Consider the following 18,579-nt stretch of genomic DNA (forward strand, 5'->3'; position numbering starts at 1 on the left):
TCGTAGAGCTGATCATCCCGATGCCGCCGTATTGAGTCTGGAACAATTGAGCAGCGCTTGCGCTAGTCCACCGGGCTCAGTGCATTACTGTAAAAACCGACCCGCGAAGCTAGTCGAGGAACCCTGTTACCGGACGCATATGGCAATGCCAAGTTACACACTTCGATCGTGCAATATCTCGCCGCAAAATTGACAGCACGCTGAACAACCAATCCTGACTACTTCATTTATATTCCTATCCGGACACATCATATTTTCTGCGGGGAGTAATACTTTGACTAACATCAAGCGCCATCTTCGAGGCACATGGATCTCGACAGTAATCAATCTCGACTGGCCATCAAAAAACTCCCTCTCGCTTGTTGATCCTCAGGCACGCATCAACCAACAAAAGAACGAACTCAAAAACCTGCTGGACGAGGCAGTCAAGCTGCGGCTCAATGCGGTGTTCTTTCAGGTCAAACCGGCTTGCGATGCCTTCTACCGTTCGCAAGTACTGCCTTGGTCGGCCTATCTTACTGGCACTTTGGGCCAGGATCCCGGTTACGATCCATTGCAGTTCGCCATCGAGCAGGCACACCTGCGCAACTTGGAGCTGCACGCATGGTTCAACCCATACAGAGTCTCCATGAATACAAGACAAAGCACTGTCGAGGCGTTGAGTAACGTGCCCCCCGCCACGCCCGTCAGTGTTTACTCGTCGAATCCTGACTGGGTCCGCATCGCCGCGCAGCGATTCGTGCTGGACCCAGGGGTTCCACAGGCAAGGGATTGGGTTATTCAAGGCATCATGGAAGTGGTCGACAACTACGACCTCGATGGCGTTCACCTCGATGATTATTTCTATTACGAAACGCCAGACTCGCCACTTGATGATGCGGACACTTTTGCGAAGTATGGTAATGCCTTTCAAGACAAGGGCGATTGGCGCAGAAATAATATCACCGAGATGATAGCCCTGCTTTCCAGGCGAATACGAGCCTCGAAATCACATGTCAAGTTCGGTGTCAGTCCCGCAGGAGTATGGCGCAACCAAAGAGACGATATAGAGGGGTCGGATACCACGGCCGGCAGTCCCACCTACGATAAGCAGTTCGCCGATACGAGACAGTGGGTATTGGATGAACTGCTCGACTATATCGCGCCTCAAGTGTATTGGCCGCTGACGCGCAGAATAGTGCAGTACGACATTATTTCGAACTGGTGGGCAAGTGTCGTTCGCGGCAAAAGTGTGCATCTATATATCGGCATGGCACTCTATAAAGTAGGAGTCGCCAGCAGTGCGGAACCACAGTGGCTCGTGGAAAATGGCACGACTGAAATCGGTAACCAACTCCTGTGGAACCTCACATCGGAGGGCGTTCACGGAAGTGTTCTTTTTCGAGCGTCATTCTTCCATGCCCCGGCGGTGCTGCCCGCGACAGGTGTGATCAAGCAAAGTATATGGCCAACCCTGGCGCTCGTTCCTTCCATGCCGTGGAAAGGCACAAAGCCCCCCGCCCCACCCATAGAGCCGGAATGCCGCACGGCGTCGCAAGGGGTTGAACTTCGATGGGTGGATGGAAATGACGAGGGGACCGTGTACTACGCGATTTACAGATTCGCGTGCAATCAGTCAGTCATGATCGACAATCCTGAAAATCTGATCGCTACGGTGCGTAGGGCGGGAACACAACAGTGTTGGGTGGATACGTCACCGTCGAGTTCCGAGGGGATGATGTATGCCGTGACAGCACTTGATCGCAACCACAATGAAAGCGCCATGGCGCTCGCCCGTTGGAGCGCCCTTGTACCGCAACAAAGCGAATGAACCGGTTCATTGGTTCCGGAGTGCTCGCTTGCGATAGTCCGCCGGGCTCATGCGATAGGCACGCTGGAACCAACGGCCGAGGTGGCTCTGGTCGGCAAAACCGAGCATCGCAGCCACCGCCACGGCGCTTTCGCCACGAGCCAGCAGACGTCGCGCCCGAGCCAGGCGCAGCTGGATCAGGTAAGCATGGGGCGCCAGGCCGAAAGCGGTTTTGAACGCGCGGCTCAGGCGAAAGCGATCCACACCGGTGGCCCGCGCGAGGTCGTCGAGGCCGATGTCCTCGCTCAAATGGCTGTGCAGGTAGTCGCGGGCCTGCTGGGCCACCAGCGGCAAGCGCGGGTCGGGATTGATCCGCGCGCGCCAGTGCAGGTGTTGGGTGAGGTTGGACAGCAGCATGTCGAGGGCGGTTTGGCGCACGATCAGGATGTCCTGTTCATGCAAGCTCTGGAAAGCCGTGGCGGTGGCGCGCGCCAGTTGTGCGTCGTCGTTGAGGGTTGCGGCGAAGCCCAGGCGGGCGTTGTCCGGCGCTTCTTCGAACAGCGAGCGCAGTTCGCGCTCCAGCCATTGCGGTTCGAGATACAACGTGCGGTAGGTGAAACCGTGTTCGTGAGGGGCGTTACCGTCATGCAGTTCGCCGGGCTCGAGCAGGAACACTTTGCCCGGTGTGCTGGTGTGTTGTTGTCGGCGACAATGGAACTGCTGCACGCCCTGCTCCGTCACGCCCACCAGGTAGGCGTCGTGCCAATGCGGATCGTAGGCATGCCCCTCGAAATGCGCGCGCACGGTCTCGATGCCGGACGTGGCGTCCTGCTTGAGATCGATCCAGTTGCGCGCTGTCATGTTTCTTTCCGTCTAGTCGATGTGTTCCGGCAGATTAACGGCTGCTCGGGCCTCTGTCTGGAAGATTTGTGCAGACCGAGGGGAAATAGCATCACGCATCGGGCGTGATTACCGGCAGCACCGTCTCCACCGCCAACCGCGCCAGCTCCGCATCTTCCTCAGCCTTCACACCGGAAACCCCGATGGCGCCGATGCATTGGCCGTCATGGCGGATCGTCACGCCGCCCTCGAGCATGCCCTGCAAGTGCGGCGCGCTCAGGAAGGCCAGGCGGCCGCCGTTGATCATGTCCTCGAAGGCTTTGCTGTCACGCCGTCCCATGGCGGCGGTGCGGGCTTTTTCGGTGGCGATGTAGGTCGACAAGGGCGACGCGCCGTCCAGACGCAGCAGCCCGAGGGGATGCCCGCCATCGTCCACCACACACACCGACACCGCCCATTGGCGCTGGTGAGCAAGCTCCTTGGCCGCCACCAGTAGTTGTGCAACGTCCTGTTCCGTGAGTATCGCTTTGGTTTTCATGAATCACCCCGAGTTATGGAACATGAGGCCTGCCGGCCAGCGCCTACAGGCCGTAGACAATGCGCTGATTATTCACCGTAGATATCGAAATCGAAATATTTTTGGCGAATCCGATCGTACGTGCCATTGGCGCGAATGGTTGCCAGGGCCCGGTTGAAGCGGCTCGCCAGCGGATCGTTTTTGCGCACCGCGATACCGATGCCCGTGCCGAAGTATTGTTCTTCGACGAAATTGGGTCCGACAAATTCAAAATCCTTGCCTTCCGGCCGCTTGAGCAAGCTTTCGTCGATGACGACCGAACTGGCCATCGTCGCGTCCAGACGGCCGCCCAGCAGGTCGAGGAAGATCTCGTTCTGCGAACCGTAGCGGATGACTTCGGCGCCGGCCGGGGCAAGCTTGTCGGTGACGTAGCGATCGAAGTTGGTCGCCCGTTGCACGCCGATTCGTTTGCCCTTGAGCTGCGCGGGAATCGCGTTGATGCCGCTGCCCTTGCGAAACACCAGGCGAGCCGGGATTCGGTAGTAACGGTCGGTAAAGTCGACCGATTTCATCCGCTCCGGCGTGATCGACATGGAGGAAATCACCGCGTCGACTTTCTTCACTTTGAGCGCCGGGATCAAGCCATCGAACTCCTGCTCTTTCCATTCACAACGGACCTTCATCTCGGCGCACAAGGCCTGGCCGATATCGTAGTCGAAACCCACGATGGCGTTGTCCGGGGTTTTAGAGGCGAACGGTGGATAGGCCGCTTCGATGCCGATGCGCAACGAAGTCTGCGCGGCCTGCAGGTTGGCGCCGAACGCCAGCAACGAGACGATGCCCAGGTTAAGTGCAATGCGTTTGATGTTCATTCATTAGCTCCGGATGCGATGTTATTGATTTCGGACGCTCCGGGGGAAGCCGTCCGTTATGGCAGCAGCAACGTGAACAAGCGCGGGCGACGGCTCTGGTGGTCGTCTTGCCCGGGGACGGCAGCACAGCGGTCCGGCGGTGCTACACCGCCGCGGTGACGATCAGTTCCAGCAGGATCTGCGGGTCATCGAACACCACCTGTGCGGTGGCCCGCGCCGGGGTATGCGCGGCCTCGACCCAATCACTCCACAGCGCATTCATCGCGGCGAAATCGCGCCCCATGTCTTTCATCCAGATTTGCACGCTGAGCAGCCGACGTTTATCGCTACCCGACGCGGCGAGCAGTTCATCGACCCGTTGCAGCACCTGGCGGGTCTGGCCCTCGATGTCCTGGCTACAATCGGCGGCGACGATGCCGCTGAGCCAGGCCACGCCGTTGTGCACGACGCTACGGCTCAGGCGCGGGTTGCTTTCGATACGTTGGATGGTCATGACAGTTGCTCCAATGAGTGGCTTTCGCCGGCCAGTTGGGCCAGCGTGATGGGTTTGAGGGGCGCACGGATGCGGTAGTCGCCGACCTCGGCGGGTGAAACCCGGCGATGGGCGGCGATGATCTGCGTGACAGTCAAGCCACACTGGCGGCCCTGGCACGGGCCCATGCCGCAGCGGCCGAAGGCCTTGGTCTGGTTGGGCCCCAGGCAGCCGAGGTCGACATGACGGCGGATATCACCGGCGCTGACTTCTTCGCAGCGGCACACCGTGACGTCATCGGCGGGAACGCAGCTCTGCGTCGATGGGCGATAAAGGGCATCGATAAATGGCCGCGCCGCACGGGCGCGGCGTAATGCCTTCTGGACGCGACGCGCGGGCTCCTGACATCCGGCCACGGCCAGCGCCGCCAACCGCCCTTCGAGTCGCGCCACCTGGGCGCCGCCGATGCCACCGCCGTCACCGGCAATGAAGATGCCAGGAGCACTGGTTTCGCCAAAGCCATTGCGGCGCGGGACCCAGCACAGCTGCGACTCGCTCCAGTCATGTTCCAGGCGCAGCGACCGGCTGACCTGCGTATGAGGGACCACGCCCTGGTGCAACAAAATCAGCTCGGCACCTACCTGGTGATGCCGCCCGCCACTGTCGAAACTCAACGCCCTGGCACGATCCTCGCCCTCGATGCGCAAATGAGCGGCACCGCGAAAATGGCGGATACCGGCACGCTTCAATTCAGCCAGTAACCCCGCCCCCTTGAGCAAGTCACGCCAACCTCGGAGCGCCCCGGGTATCTCACGCCAGGCCTTGATGAGATCGCGCCGATGGCTGGTATCGACCAGCGCGTCGATGACGATCCCGGCCCGCAGGTACTGCACTGCCAGCAGGTACAACAGCGGACCACAACCTGCCAGGACCACGGGCCCGGCCGGAACCATCGCCGCGCTCTTGAGCAAGATCTGCCCCGCGCCGGCGGTCATCACCCCGGGCAAGGTCCAGCCGGGAATTGGCATCGGCCGTTCGAGGGCGCCGGTGGCAATCAGCAGATGGCGCCCCTGCAAGACTCGCGCACGGCCGTCGATCAGGTAATGAACCGCGCGCTGCGGTGTGACTTGCCAGATTGCCGCGTTGGGCAAATAGCGGGCTCCACACTGCATGAATTCCGCCGCCAATCCAGCGCCCACGCGGTAATCCTCACCCAGGACCGCGCGGCTGCGGGCATCGGCGTGAAGGACCTGGCGATAGATCTGCCCGCCGGGGCTGGCCTGTTCGTCCAGTACCACCACTGACAATCCACGGGACCGGGCTTCGAGCGCCGCGCTCATGCCGGCAGGTCCGGCGCCGATGATGACCATGTCGATCGCGACGTTACTCATCGCTTTGCTCCCGGCCCGTTACCAGGCTGGCGGCGCCACATTGACGGCGCACGCGCATGCCGGCGCGCACGGCAACCAGGCAGGATTGGACGTTGGCCTGGTCATCCACCTGCACCAGGCATTCGAAGCACACGCCCATCATGCAATACGGCGCCCCGGGCCTGCCGTTGATGGCGCTTTCGCGGGTATGGCGGACGCCGCTGGCGAGCAAGGCGGCCGCCAGCGAGACATTCCCCGGCACGCTCAACGGTTGGCCTTCGAATTCGATCAACACATTGTGCTGCGCAGCGGCCAAAGGTCTGAAAAGGCTGTCAGCCAGCATGGCGTACCTCCACGGATGAGCTAAAGCGGTGCAAGCCGAATGGCTTCACGGCCGGGTCATCGAATTCACCGGCAATCCACGGGGCCAGGCGCAGGGCATGAGCGGCGGCCAACGTCACACCACTGTGGCAACTGACGACCGACAGCCCGGGGCAGCCCTGGTACATTTCGTAGATGGGGAACCCGTCCGCGCTCATCACCCGCAACGCGCCCCAGGCACGCACCAGCCGCACGTCACCCAACAGCGGGAAACACTGCACCGCGCGCCTCGCGATAGCAGCCATGACTTGGCTACCGGTGCCATCGTCGAAACCTGCCGATTCATGGGAATCGCCCAATTGCACGGTGCCCTCGTCGGTCTGACGCACGTAAGTGGTGGGGTAATCGAGAAAGGGCTTGAGGCGCTCGGTCACCAGGATCTGCCCTCGGTTCGGTTGCACGGGCACATCCAGACCAACCATTTCACCCAAGCTCCGATTGCCCAGGCCGGCGGCCAGGACAACCTGCCGGGCCGACCAGTGCTGGTCGCCGGCACGTAGCCGAAAACCACTGGCATCGGGTTCGATTGCATCGACGTGATGACCATTAATCAACGTTACGCCCCGGGCCTGGCATGCGGCGTAGAGCGAACGCAACAGTTTCAACGGATTCACATGACCGTCCATGGGCGAGAAGCAACCGCCCACCACGTCTGGCCCGATGCCGGGCAGACGGCTGCGCAGTTGTGCCGGTGCCAGCAGTTCGTAGGGGTAATCGCCGTCAAGGGCTTCGCGCAGCCAGCCAAGGCGCGCGGCCTCCTCGGCCATTTCCGCGTCGCTCAGGCACAGTTGGAAACCGCCCTGCTGGCGCAGGTGGATATCGATGCCGGTATCGGCCTGCAACGCAGCGGCGAAGCGTGGCCACAGCGCCACGGACTCACGGGTCCATTGCGCATAAGGACTCATCCCAAAACCCTTGCCCTGGACCCAGAGCAAACCGAAGTTGCCCCGGGCGGCGCGTATGGCGTCGTCGCCCTCGTCGAGCACACTCACCTGGCGTCCGAGCAGGGCCAGGCCATAAGCGATGGACATACCTACCAACCCACCGCCGACGATGATGACATCAGTTTTTTGCATGGCAGCTCTTTACCGTGGAGGTGCTTCTTGCAGGGGTCACAGGCCTTTATTCCGGCCACATGCTTTAATGGACAAGATGCTAGGGCGCTGCCGCGCTCGTGAAAAATGCTTTATTTTGTCCAGCTCATGTCTTTTTGTTATGGATAGGTAAGCCCATGAACCTTCGTCAGCTCGAAGCCTTTCGCGCAGTGATCCTGGGGCAGACGGTGACCCGCGCCGCCGAGATGCTGCACATTTCCCAGCCCGCCGCGACCCGGCTGATCGCCAGCCTGGAAGAAGACATCGGCTTCAGCCTGTTCGACCGGATCAAGGGGCGGCTGCAACCCACCGCCGAAGCCATGACGCTTTATCAGGAGGTGCAGCGGTCGCTGCTGGGCGTGGAACGCATCGCGCGGACCGCACAGGACATCCGCAACCTCAAGCGCGGATCGCTGCACATCGCCTGCGCGCCGGCCATGGGCTTGTCGTTCCTGCCACGGGCCATCGCCGCGTTCATGGCCGAGCATGACCAGGTGCAGGTTTCCCTGGTGGTGCAATCCTCGCGGGAAGTCGTGGACCTGGTGGTGGGCCAGCGTTGCGACCTGGGCTTGATCGTCCTGCCCAACACCTACCCGAGTCCCCGCGCTGAAAAACTGCTGGCGACACGGATGCTCTGTGCCCTTCCCGCCGGCCATCGTCTGACGGATCGCCGGATGATCGTGCCGCAAGACCTGCACGGCGAGCGGTTCATCTCCTATCCGCAGTCCATTGGTTCTCGCCAGCATATCGACGCGATTTTCGCCGCACACGGCGTGGAACGTGAATTGCGCCTGGAGACGCAGCTTTCCCAGCCCATGTGCACGTTCGTCGAGCAAGGCCTGGGCGTTGCGTTGGTGGACGCCATCAGCGCGGTCGAATACCGGGGCAACGGCATCGTCTTCCGCGCCTTCGAGCCGGCGATTGAAATGGACTTCAGCATGTTGCTGCCGATTCAGGGACCCTTGTCGAGATTGCAGGCGTGCTTTCTGGAACACATGCAGCGATTCATCGAGGCGCAGGTGCCGGCGGCGTATCGGTTTTAGCTGGCTCAATGGATCCATTGGGCAAATCAGTGAAGACTTGATGGATCACTTGACACCAAAACTGAACTGCCGCAAAACCCGTGGCGAGGGAGCTTGCTGCCGATGGCCTGCGAAGCAAGCCCCTTAATGGAATCAAGGTAAAGCTCACTCGCCGTTTTGCGGCTGCTGTGCAGCCGAGCGGGAGCAAGCTCCCTCGCCACGGGTTTTGTATAGGCTCGACTATCGGGACGTGTCTCTCCTGGGCCTCAATCCGTCGTGCTCGCCGCCAGCACCCCCAGCGTGCGACGCTCGGGGTTCCAGATACTCAGGCACCAAACGCCCCACCATTCCATGCCATCGTCGAAATAATCACTCCAGGGGTCCCGGGCCGGGTCGGGCTCGTCGCTGGCCAACCCGTTGAAGTTGAAATTATCGACCCAGTCCACCACCACCACGCGGGCATCCGGTGCAAGCCCCAACAGGTCAAGCCATTCCTTGAATAGCGCCTGGGGCGTGTCGTCAACGAAGCGAGTGCCATAGGGTGGCTCGCAGAACGCGTCGTACAAAGCGAAGGATTCCGGGTTTCGCCCGGTCTTTTCAACACTCACCAGTTGAAGGATCTCATCGCGCCCTAGCGCTCTGGGCCGGGCTTTGGCCAAGTCCCAGTTCATGTTTGGAGGCGGGACGTCGGCAACGGACGGATCCACGACCAACTGACGGTGCTGTTCGAGCCATTGAGCCTTGATGTGCTGGAACAGCCGGTCTACCGCCTGGCCATGCAGCGCTTGGTCGACGGTATCAACCGCCTCGGGCGCGAAGACCAGGAAGTCAAACGCGCAACCGGCTTTCTCCATCCGCTGGCGCAACGCATCACTGGCCGACTGTTCAACGATCCTCAACATGACGAGCTCCGCTAACCCTTCACGCACACCACTTGACGCAGTGTATGCAGCACTTCGACAAGTTCACGTTGTGCATGCATTACCTTTTCTATGTCTTTGTAAGCCATGGGGATTTCATCTATCACGGCGACGTCCTTGCGGCACTCGACATGGGCGGTGGCGCGCACTTGGTCGTCGACGGTGAAACGCTTTTTCGCTTCGGTGCGGCTCATGACCCGACCGGCCCCGTGGCTGCACGAACAGAACGATTGCTCGTTGCCCAGGCCCCGGACGATGAAACTTTTGGCGCCCATCGAGCCGGGAATGATGCCCAGTTCGCCTTTTTGCGCCGATACCGCGCCTTTGCGGGTCACCAGCACCTCGCGTCCGAAGTGTCGCTCCCTCTGCACATAGTTGTGATGGCAGTTCACCGCTTCCAGAGCCACATCGAACGGTTTGCTGATCACCTGTCGCGTGGCCTGTATCACGGCATCCATCATCAACGCCCGGTTCTGCCGGGCGAAATCCTGGGCCCAGCCCACCGCTTCGACGTAGTCATCGAAATGTCGGCTGCCTTCTTCAAAATAGGCCAGGTCTCGATCCGGCAGATTGGCGAGGTGTTGGCGCATGTCGGCCTGGGCCAGCTGGATGAACAGGTTGCCGATGGCGTTGCCCACGCCCCGGGAGCCACTGTGCAACATGAACCAGACCCGATTTGCCTCATCCAGGCACACCTCGATGAAATGATTACCGCTGCCCAGGGTCCCGAGGTGCTGGCGATTGTTGGTGCGGGCCAGCTTCGGGTATTTGTCGGTAATCGCCTTGAACCGCGCGGCCAGCGCGGACCACGCCTGGTCCGCGTGCCGTGGGACGTTGCTCCAGGCGCCTTTGTCGCGCCCGCCATGGCTGAGGCTGCGGCCATGGGGCACGGATTTTTCAATGGCGCTACGCAGGGCCTGGAGGTTGTCGGGCAGATCGGCGGCATCCAGTGAAGTACGGGCCGCAATCATGCCGCAACCGATGTCCACCCCCACCGCAGCGGGAATGATTGCCCCCACGGTCGGGATCACGCTGCCTATGGTCGAGCCCTTGCCGAGGTGGACATCGGGCATCACCGCCAAGTGCTTGAAGATAAACGGCATCTTCGCGGTGTTCATCAATTGCTGTCGGGCCTCGGGCTCCACCGGGACGCCCTGGGTCCAGAGCTTGATGGGCTTGCCGTTGGCGACTTCCAGCAGATCGTAGGTATTTTCTTGCATGACCGGAGCACTGTCTGTAGGCGAACCGGCTTGATTGCCGGTTCATGATTTTCGACACCGGCCATGAACGCAGATTCAGGTGCGGTCTGTCGAATGCGATTGCGTGACGGGATGTGGCGAGCCTGCCTCGAGGCTGTGGCGATACTCGCTGGGCGTCTGGTTCATCTCGACGCGAAAGTGCCGATTGAAGTTGGACAGGTTGTTGTAACCGACTTCAAAACAGATGTCGGTCACCGCCATTTCGCTCTGCGACAGCAACCGGCAGGCGCGCTGGACCCGGAGCTTGCGCGTCAGGTCGATGAACCCGTGCCCGGTGATGCGTTTGAAGAACCGAGAGAACCCGGGCTCGCTCATGCCCAGTTGCTGGGCGATCTCTGACACGCGCAGGTCGCCCGTGAGTTCGGCTTGCAGGTATTCGAACGCTTTTTGGATGCGCTCCGAGCTGCGCGCGTCAAGGACCGGCGCATAGCAAGGACTGGCCAGGCATGAGGCCTCGCCGTCGCCGGCATGGCCAAGGGTGTCGAGCAGTTCGAGAAACAGCGCCAGTCGCGCCAGCCCCCTGGCCGGGCCGATCGCTTCGAGCAGTTGCGCGGCACGGCGCGCAGTGCCGCCGCTAAAGGCCAGGCCACGTCTGGCCCGCTCGAACAATCGCTGCAGATCCCCCAGTTCAGGTAAGGTCCGGCGCAACGACAACAGCGTGGCACCGTCGAACTGCAACACCACGTCGCGCCCGACCAACTGCTCCCCGGGTGCGACATCGCCGATCCAGTCGTGAGGCAAATCCGGCCCGATCATCGCCACATGGCCTGGCCCGAAAGGGCCCATGTAGTCACCGACCAGCAACCTGCCGCTGCCCTGGCGGATCAGGTGGATTTCAAACTCCGGATGATGGTTCCAGCGTGCCAGCGGATAGGGATAATCGTGTTCGTACCAGCGAAAACTGTGCTCGGGCTCGGTCAGGATGACTTCCAGCTCGGCAGGCCGGTGATCGTACAGCAGCGTTCGGTGGTCAGGCATGTCGCGCCTCTTTCTCGTTATTGCGGGCACCTTACGCCGAGTGCCTAGGGCCTCGCCAGCGTCGTCGCGACCGCGCACCGATACTTTTTTAACACGGACGCTGGGGTAGTCGATCGCGTTAAAAAAGTATCAGCTTTCAGCCCCACTGGCGTTTGTCGGCTTCCGCCCGCGCTGCTGTAATCGGTCTGCCCCTAACAATGACAGGACTTCCCCATGAAACGACTGGAAGGAAAAAGCGCCCTGGTGACCGGCGCCGCCCGCGGCATCGGACGCACGTTTGCCCAGGCCTATATCAACGAAGGCGCGACGGTGGCGATTGCCGATATCGACCTCGAGCGTGCCAAAGCCACCGCCACTGAACTGGGCGACAGCGCCTTTGCGGTCAAGATGGACGTGACTGACCAGGCGTCAATCGATGGCGCCATCGACGCAGTCGTGGCCCGTGCGGGCAAGCTGGATATCCTAATCAACAACGCGGCCCTGTTCGACCTCGCGCCCGTCGTCGAAATCACGCGCCAGAGCTACGAACGGCTGTTTTCCATCAATGTCGCCGGCACGTTGTTCACCTTGCAGGCCGCCGCTCGGCAGATGATCAGCCAGGGCCACGGCGGCAAGATCATCAACATGGCAAGCCAGGCCGGCCGGCGCGGCGAGGCCCTGGTGGCGGTCTATTGTGCCTCCAAGGCTGCCGTGATCAGCCTGACCCAGTCCGCCGGGCTGGACTTGATCAAACACCGGATCAACGTCAACGCCATCGCCCCTGGCGTGGTGGACGGCGAACATTGGGACGGCGTCGACGCGCTGTTCGCGCGCCATGAGAACCTGCCGTTGGGAGAAAAGAAGCGGCTGGTCGGGCAACAGGTCCCGTATGGCCGGATGGGCACGGCCCAGGACCTGGTCGGCATGGCGATTTTCCTGGCGTCGGCGGAAAGCGAATACGTGGTGGCACAGACCTACAACGTCGACGGAGGCAACTGGATGAGCTGACGCGCTGGAAGTTTTATGGCCTTGAGACGACGAAAATGGACCTAATCGCCTGAAAATTGATCCGACTACTTGAGGATCGTCCCAAACGGTACCAAACGGTGCCGTTGCAAGGGATTTCAAGAGAGCGTGAATACCGTTGCCCCAGCGGGGCAAAAATTGCGCATCATAGGCGCCGTCCGCTCAAGGGAGATTTACATGCGTGCCATTTTTTCCGTCATGCGTCTTGCCGCGCTGTCGCTGGGACTGGCGTTTGCCACCAGCGCCGCAGCCACCGAGGAGACGCAACTGGTCGAGTCCATCAACCTCTACCGCAGCCAGTCCCAAAGCTGCGCGGGCCAGGCGTCCCTGGAATTGCCACCGCTGGCGATGGATTCGCGGTTGATCCTGTCGGCCAATGGCATCGGCGATCTGCAACAGGCGTTGGCGCGGGCGGCCTACCCGATGGTCAACGTGCAAGCCATCAGCCTGTCCGGGCCGCGCGACGCCCAAGCGGCAATGAAGGCTGTACAGGAAAGCTTCTGCCAAGTTGTGCTGGACCCACAATTTGTCGATATCGGCGTCAGTCGCCTGGACCGTGAGTGGCGCATCGTGCTCGCCCGCCCGCTGTTATCGGCGCGCCTGGGTGATTGGCAGGCCGAAGGGCAGAAATTGCTCAAACTGATCAACAGCGCCCGCGCACAGCCGCGCCGCTGCGGCACCGATGCGTTCAGCGCCACGACGCCGCTGGCCTGGAACGCCACGCTGGCCCTGGCCGCTGTCAATCACACCCGGGCCATGGCCAACAACAATTTCTTCGATCACAAGGACCGTGACGGACGCATGCCGGGCGATCGCGCTGAATTGGCGGGTTACCTGGGCCAGGCCATCGGCGAAAACATCGCCGCCGGCCAGGACACCGCGCTGAAGGTAGTGGACGGCTGGCTGGCAAGTCCGGGGCACTGCGCCAACCTGATGAATCCGCAATATCGCGAACTGGGCGCCGGGTATGCGGTGGACCCGAAGAGCGATGCGGGGATCTATTGGACGGCGATGTTTGGCACTCAGTAATTGTATTGATCGACCTTGCGCCTTCGCGAGCAGGCTCGCTCCCACATGGATTGCGGTTTTCCCCTGTGGAAGCGAGCCTGCTCGCGAAGGCCGCGCATCGGCCCTCATTCCAGCCGCAATACCTGCCGCACATGCCCCATGAACTGGCTCAACGACGGTGACGGGGCTACTGGCTTGCGCTGCAGCAGACCAATCGAACGTTTTGCCGGTTGATCGATGGCGGTGACGGCGCATTGCTCGCCGATGTTGAACACCGCCGTGCAACTGGCCGGCAACAGCGAGAATCCCAGCCCTTCCCGCACCAAAGCCGTGGCGGTGCTCATATGCGCCACTTCCCAGGCAGGCAACGGATCGACGTTCAGGTAACGCAACGCAGCGTCAGCCAACGGCCGGATGCTGGTGTCCGGCGTCAGGGCGATATAAGGCTGCTGCGTCCAATCGCGTTGATGATCCTTGTGGCTCAGCAGCACAAGGTTGTCATCCAAAAGGCGCTCGAAGCTCAAGCCAGACAGGTCGTCCGGCAGTGAACTGATGCCGGCATCCACCTCGCCGCGCTGCACCCAGCCCATGATTTCCCCCGCTCGGCCATCCAGCAGATGCACGTTCACGCCCGGATGCTCACGCTGGAAAGAAGCGATGACCACCGGCAGGAACGACGCGGCAGCGGTCGGCAACGCTGCGAGCCTGAGCGTGCCCCGGCTCAAGCTGAGGGTGTCGCGGGCGTCGCGCACGGCATCGTCCATGTCCCGAAGCATGCGCCGGGCCTGGGGCAGGAAATGCTCGCCGGCCGGGGTCAGCTCGACGCTGCGGGTGTTTCGCGCGAGCAATTGCAGGCCCATGCTTTCTTCGAGTTTGCGGATGCTGTAGCTCAGCGCCGGCTGGGACAGGTGCAGCTGTTCGGCGGTGCGGGTAAAGCTGGACGTTTCAGCGATCAGGATAAACGCACGCAGCTGGCGGAAGGATACGTTCATGGCCCGCTCATAAAATTAATGGATCAATTGATTCTACCTTTAAAATTCACAGAACAATCCAGCCTCTCCACTATAGGGCCACCCTTCAGTGGAAAACGGACATGACAAAAACAATTCTCGTCGGGTGTGGCGCCGGTTTCGCCAATGACCGGCCAGACGCGGCCCTGCGACTGGCCCAGGACCTGGCACAACGCAGCGGCCAGCGGTACATCATGCTTGAGCTGCTGGCGGAGCGGACCCTGGCCGAAGCGCAACTGCGCAAGCGCCTCAATTCACAGGCCGGTTATTCCGCCCGGTTGTTCGATTTTCTCGAGCCCATGCTGGACCTTTGCATCGAAGCCGGGATCCCGATCATCACCAACGGCGGCGCCGCCAACCCGAGGGCGGCCGCCCAGCGACTGCGCGGTGCATTGGCCGGTCGTTTCCCTGGGCTGAAAATTGCCTGCGTGCTCGGCGACGACCTGCTTGAAGAAACACCGCCGCGCTATAAGCGATGGCTGTCGTCCGATACTCAACAGCCTGTCTCCGTGAACGTCTACACCGGCGCCGACGGTATCGTCCAGGCGTTGACCGGCGGTGCCGGCATCGTTCTTTGTGGCCGTGTAGCCGACCCTTCGCTGGCGGTAGGCGCGATTCGTCATGGGTTGGGTTGGAGCGCCGACGATTGGCAGAAAATCGCCGTCGCCACGGCGGCCGGCCATCTGTTGGAGTGCTGTACCCAGGTCACCGGCGGTTATTTTGCTCATCCCGGGATGAAAGACATTCCAGACCCGGTCAATCTCGGTTGTCCGATTGCCGAAATCCACGAGGACGGCCGCTTGATCCTGGGCAAGACCCGCCACAGCGGCGGCCGGGTCAGCGAGCAGACCGTGAAGGAGCAGCTTCTTTACGAAGTCCACGACCCTCGCCGCTACCTGACGCCGGATGTTGTACTGGATCTGGGCGAAGCACGCGTGCAGGACTTGGGCGACGACCGTGTGGAGATCAGCGGCCTGCTCGGCCATCCGCGTCCTGACACGCTCAAAGGATTGGCGGGCGTGCGTGGCCTCTGGTTCGGCGAGGCGGAAATATCCTATGCCGGCCCCGGCGCCGTGGCGCGTGCGGCATTGGCGCGAGAAATCCTGCTGGAGCGTTTCGACCGGTTGGCGCCAGGCGTACAGCCCTGGATCGATCTTTCCGGCGTCGCCAGCCTGTTCAACGACCAGGGCGGTCGCTATCTGCAAAAGCAACTCGCCCAGGCACCAGCCCTCGAAGATGTGCGCGTGCGCATCGGCCTGACCCACACCGACCGGTCGTTGCTCGAAGTGCTGTTGGCCGAGGTGGAATCGCTCTACACCAACGGGCCAGCCGGCGGCGGTGGCGTTCGGCGACACCTCGTCGAGGCCGTCACCACTCGCAGTTTCCTGCTGCCGCGCGGTGAAATCCATACAACCCTGGAGTGGTACTGATGAACCTCGTCACGCTCGCCGATTTTGCCCACGCCCGTGCCGGCGACAAAGGCAACATTCTCAGCATCGCGGTGTTTCCCCATGACGCGGCCCACTACGCCTGGTTGCTGCGGGAGCTGACCTGCGAACGGGTGGCCGAGCAATTCGCCACGCGGCGGCCTTCCATGGTGCATCGCTATGAACTGCCGAACCTCAATGCACTGAATTTTGTCCTTGAAGACGCCCTGGAGGGCGGCGTGAACCGCAGTTGCGGCCTGGACCGCCACGGCAAGAGCTTGAGCTATCTGCTGTTGGCCCTGCACCTGCCAGGCCCGCGAGACTGACCGATCCTTCGCCCGCCCGAACCATCCGACAAGAATAAAAAGAGAGGCTGCAACATGATTACAACCCTGGGTTTTTTGATGATGCTTGCCATCATCGGACTGATATTGCTGCGCAGGATCAGCCCGGTGGTGGCGTTCACCACCCTTCCCGTGATCGTTTGTCTGCTCGCGGGGTTCAATCTCGGGCAGATTGGCGAATTCATCAAGGCCGGCCTGATCACGGTTGCGCCGACTGCCGCGCTCTTCCTGTTTGCCATCCTGTTCTTTGGCATCATGCGTGACCGGGGGTTGTTCGATCCTCTGGTCAACCTGCTGATCCGCAGCACGGGCGGCAAACCCCTGGCTGTGGCGTTGGTGACCGTATTGGTGACGTCGGTGGTGCACCTGGATGGCGTGGGCGCCGCCACGTTCCTGCTGACTATCCCGGCGCTGCTGCCCTTGTACAAACGCTTGAACATGAGCCCGGCGATGTTGCTGTGTCTGGTGGGCACCACGGCGGGCGTCATCAATATGGTGCCTTGGGGCGGCACGACCGCCCGCGCCGCCGCGGTGTCGGGCCTGGACGCCACCGAGCTGTGGCTGGGCTTGCTGCCGGTGCAGATGGTGGGCCTGGTGTGCATGCTTGGGGTGGCGACGATATTGGGTATGCGCGCGCAGCGTCGCCAACCGATGTCGCTGGGGGCGGCCGCAACGTGTGATGTAGATGGTCTGCAAACCCAGGATCGCGAATTCAGTCTTTCTCCCCGGGAGCCGCGCTACTGGCTGAACGTGGCCCTGACCGGTGGCATTCTGGTGTGCCTGTTCACCGGTATTTTCCCTTTGTATGCGTGTTTCATGGTGGGACTGGGCATCGCCCTGCCGCTGAATTTCCCATCCCTGGACGCCCAGGCCGAACGCCTCAAGGCTCATGCATCCGATGCACTGCAGATGGTCCTGGTGATGATGGCTGCCGCCGTCCTGCTGGGCGTGCTCTCCGGCGCGAAGATGTCCGACGGCATGGCCTTGGCGCTGATCGATATCCTGCCCGCGGGTTCTGCCCAATACCTGCACGTGATCGTCGGTTTCTTCGGCGTGCCCCTGGGCATGATTTTTTCGCCGGACGCCTATTATTTCGCCCTGCTACCGGTGATCAGGGACGTGGCCGCCGCGGCCGGCGTTCCCCTCGAAGCGGTCGCCCGGGCCATGTTGATCGGCGAGAACACCGGGTTCTCCATCAGCCCGGTGGTGCCCAGCGTCTACCTGGCGCTTGCGCTGTCCGGCGTCGAACTGCGCAAGCACATGGCCTATACGTTTTTCTGGGCCTGGGGCGTCAGCCTGGTGATGCTCGCTTTCGCCGTGGCAACCGGCGCGGTACAGGTCTGAGTTTCAAGGGTGGGTCTGGAAGATCAACGACCGATGCACCCCGGAGCCCGCCCTCACCCCATCACCAACGGCCAGCGCGACCGAGCCGAACGGCATCGCCGCGTCGCCACAAGCAAACACCCCGGGAATGCTGGTTTCCCGGGTCATCGGGTCGGCCTGGATGAACGCCCCGAGCGGGCCTTCTTCAAAGTTGCAACCCAGGGATCTGGCAAGGGAACTGGCAACGCGGGTATGCGGCAAGACAAACAGGCCTTCAATGGCGATCACTCGCCCGTCCGCCAACACCACATTGGCCCGATCGCCTTCAATACGTTCGACACGTTCCGGCACCAAGGTCACACCGCGTTGCGCCAGGCTGTCCTGTTGCTCACGGTCAGGCTCGAACACACCATTGGTGAAAAACGTCGTCGGGCCCCAGTCGGGCAGCATCAAGGCATGGTGCAGCGACATCGGCGACGTCGCCAGCACACCAATCGGCCCTTGCTCCAATTCATAGCCATGACAGTACGGGCAATGGAAAACGTTTTTTCCCCAACGCTCCCTCAATCCTGGCACATCGGGCAACTCATCGATCACGCCGGTGGCGAGCAACAGGCGTTTGGCACTGTAGCGTTGTCCCCGGGCCGTTTCGACGACGAAGCCGTCCGCGTCGCGGGTGGCGTGGATCGCGCTATCCGACAGCCATTCCACGGTCGGGTAAGCCATGAGTTGGGCACGGGCGTCACTGGCAATGTCACCCGGCGCGCGGCCGTCCTGTCCGAGGAAACCATGGGAAGTCGCTGCAAACCGGTTGCGACGCTGGTCGGCGTCGATTACCAGCACCCTTTGACGGGCGCGGGCCAATTGGAGGCCAGCGGACAGGCCGGCGTAGCTGCCGCCAGCGATGATGATGTCGTGTTCCATGGGGCGATCTCCATTTTTCGAAGG

General features: G+C 61.7%; 19 protein-coding genes. 7 read left to right on the forward strand and 12 right to left on the reverse strand.

What is annotated here, in order from left to right; translation table 11 throughout:
- Nucleotides 1-274 precede the first annotated feature (274 nt).
- Nucleotides 275-1,810 carry a family 10 glycosylhydrolase gene (locus J3P92_RS13160; RefSeq protein WP_434647427.1) on the forward strand — a complete coding sequence of 512 codons (1,536 nt, stop codon included), beginning with the start codon at nt 275-277 and terminating at the stop codon, nt 1,808-1,810.
- 6 nt (nt 1,811-1,816) lie between these two features.
- Here J3P92_RS13160 and J3P92_RS13165 read toward each other — a convergent pair whose 3' ends face one another.
- The 7 genes from J3P92_RS13165 to J3P92_RS13195 form a co-directional block, all read right to left on the reverse strand.
- Complete coding sequence (locus tag J3P92_RS13165) at nt 1,817-2,650, reverse strand: AraC family transcriptional regulator (RefSeq protein WP_420763917.1); 834 nt, start codon at nt 2,648-2,650, stop codon at nt 1,817-1,819.
- 91 nt (nt 2,651-2,741) lie between these two features.
- Nucleotides 2,742-3,167: a GlcG/HbpS family heme-binding protein gene (locus tag J3P92_RS13170; RefSeq protein ID WP_434647429.1), complete on the reverse strand. Its 426-nt coding sequence runs from the start codon at nt 3,165-3,167 to the stop codon at nt 2,742-2,744.
- A 68-nt stretch (nt 3,168-3,235) separates the two neighbouring features.
- Nucleotides 3,236-4,018, reverse strand: a complete 783-nt coding sequence (locus J3P92_RS13175; RefSeq protein ID WP_420763915.1) for an ABC transporter substrate-binding protein — start codon at nt 4,016-4,018, stop codon at nt 3,236-3,238.
- A 142-nt stretch (nt 4,019-4,160) separates the two neighbouring features.
- Nucleotides 4,161-4,511 carry a RidA family protein gene (locus J3P92_RS13180; protein ID WP_434558848.1) on the reverse strand — a complete coding sequence of 117 codons (351 nt, stop codon included), beginning with the start codon at nt 4,509-4,511 and terminating at the stop codon, nt 4,161-4,163.
- The gene (locus J3P92_RS13185) at nt 4,508-5,881 is read right to left on the reverse strand and encodes an FAD-dependent oxidoreductase (RefSeq protein WP_434647431.1); all 1,374 of its coding nucleotides are present in this window, start codon (nt 5,879-5,881) and stop codon (nt 4,508-4,510) included. The genes J3P92_RS13180 and J3P92_RS13185 overlap by 4 nt, the downstream gene beginning before the upstream one ends.
- Nucleotides 5,874-6,203: a (2Fe-2S)-binding protein gene (locus J3P92_RS13190; RefSeq protein ID WP_420763912.1), complete on the reverse strand. Its 330-nt coding sequence runs from the start codon at nt 6,201-6,203 to the stop codon at nt 5,874-5,876. Before J3P92_RS13190 ends, J3P92_RS13185 begins: the two co-directional genes overlap by 8 nt.
- Nucleotides 6,193-7,317 (reverse strand): NAD(P)/FAD-dependent oxidoreductase, encoded by a 1,125-nt coding sequence (locus J3P92_RS13195; RefSeq protein WP_420763911.1) that lies wholly within the window; start codon nt 7,315-7,317, stop codon nt 6,193-6,195. Before J3P92_RS13195 ends, J3P92_RS13190 begins: the two co-directional genes overlap by 11 nt.
- Before the next feature lie 155 nt (nt 7,318-7,472).
- On the opposite strand from J3P92_RS13195, the gene J3P92_RS13200 reads away from it, so the two are divergent.
- Nucleotides 7,473-8,378 carry a LysR substrate-binding domain-containing protein gene (locus J3P92_RS13200; protein WP_434647434.1) on the forward strand — a complete coding sequence of 302 codons (906 nt, stop codon included), beginning with the start codon at nt 7,473-7,475 and terminating at the stop codon, nt 8,376-8,378.
- A 245-nt stretch (nt 8,379-8,623) separates the two neighbouring features.
- Here J3P92_RS13200 and J3P92_RS13205 read toward each other — a convergent pair whose 3' ends face one another.
- From J3P92_RS13205 to J3P92_RS13215, 3 genes are all read right to left on the reverse strand, one after another.
- Nucleotides 8,624-9,259: a hypothetical protein gene (locus tag J3P92_RS13205; RefSeq protein WP_434647437.1), complete on the reverse strand. Its 636-nt coding sequence runs from the start codon at nt 9,257-9,259 to the stop codon at nt 8,624-8,626.
- 11 nt (nt 9,260-9,270) lie between these two features.
- Nucleotides 9,271-10,497: an RtcB family protein gene (locus J3P92_RS13210; protein ID WP_434647440.1), complete on the reverse strand. Its 1,227-nt coding sequence runs from the start codon at nt 10,495-10,497 to the stop codon at nt 9,271-9,273.
- Between the two features lie 75 nt (nt 10,498-10,572).
- Nucleotides 10,573-11,514 (reverse strand): AraC family transcriptional regulator, encoded by a 942-nt coding sequence (locus J3P92_RS13215; protein WP_420763907.1) that lies wholly within the window; start codon nt 11,512-11,514, stop codon nt 10,573-10,575.
- A 213-nt stretch (nt 11,515-11,727) separates the two neighbouring features.
- Between J3P92_RS13215 and J3P92_RS13220 the strand changes: the two genes are divergently transcribed.
- On the forward strand, nt 11,728-12,501 hold the full coding sequence (locus J3P92_RS13220; RefSeq protein ID WP_434605761.1) for an L-iditol 2-dehydrogenase: 774 nt from the start codon (nt 11,728-11,730) through the stop codon (nt 12,499-12,501).
- Between the two features lie 195 nt (nt 12,502-12,696).
- Nucleotides 12,697-13,548: a CAP domain-containing protein gene (locus J3P92_RS13225; RefSeq protein ID WP_420763905.1), complete on the forward strand. Its 852-nt coding sequence runs from the start codon at nt 12,697-12,699 to the stop codon at nt 13,546-13,548.
- A 104-nt stretch (nt 13,549-13,652) separates the two neighbouring features.
- Here the strand turns inward: J3P92_RS13225 and J3P92_RS13230 are convergent, their stop codons facing one another.
- Nucleotides 13,653-14,519, reverse strand: coding sequence for a LysR family transcriptional regulator (locus tag J3P92_RS13230; protein ID WP_434647443.1), 867 nt, complete (start codon nt 14,517-14,519; stop codon nt 13,653-13,655).
- A 101-nt stretch (nt 14,520-14,620) separates the two neighbouring features.
- Between J3P92_RS13230 and J3P92_RS13235 the strand changes: the two genes are divergently transcribed.
- From J3P92_RS13235 to J3P92_RS13245, 3 genes are read left to right on the forward strand one after another with little or no spacing between them, the layout of a single operon-like run.
- Nucleotides 14,621-15,967, forward strand: coding sequence for an acyclic terpene utilization AtuA family protein (locus J3P92_RS13235; protein WP_434647446.1), 1,347 nt, complete (start codon nt 14,621-14,623; stop codon nt 15,965-15,967).
- Entirely contained in the window at nt 15,967-16,290 is a 324-nt protein-coding gene (locus J3P92_RS13240; RefSeq protein ID WP_434647447.1) for an AtuA-related protein, read from the forward strand. Before J3P92_RS13235 ends, J3P92_RS13240 begins: the two co-directional genes overlap by 1 nt.
- 54 nt (nt 16,291-16,344) lie before the next feature.
- Nucleotides 16,345-17,652, forward strand: coding sequence for a CitMHS family transporter (locus J3P92_RS13245; protein ID WP_434647449.1), 1,308 nt, complete (start codon nt 16,345-16,347; stop codon nt 17,650-17,652).
- A 3-nt stretch (nt 17,653-17,655) separates the two neighbouring features.
- Here the strand turns inward: J3P92_RS13245 and J3P92_RS13250 are convergent, their stop codons facing one another.
- Nucleotides 17,656-18,555: an NAD(P)/FAD-dependent oxidoreductase gene (locus J3P92_RS13250; protein WP_434647451.1), complete on the reverse strand. Its 900-nt coding sequence runs from the start codon at nt 18,553-18,555 to the stop codon at nt 17,656-17,658.
- Nucleotides 18,556-18,579: the final 24 nt, after the last annotated feature.

The organism is Pseudomonas sp. D3-27, from assembly GCF_051132165.1.
Classification (GTDB): Bacteria; Pseudomonadota; Gammaproteobacteria; order Pseudomonadales; family Pseudomonadaceae; genus Aquipseudomonas.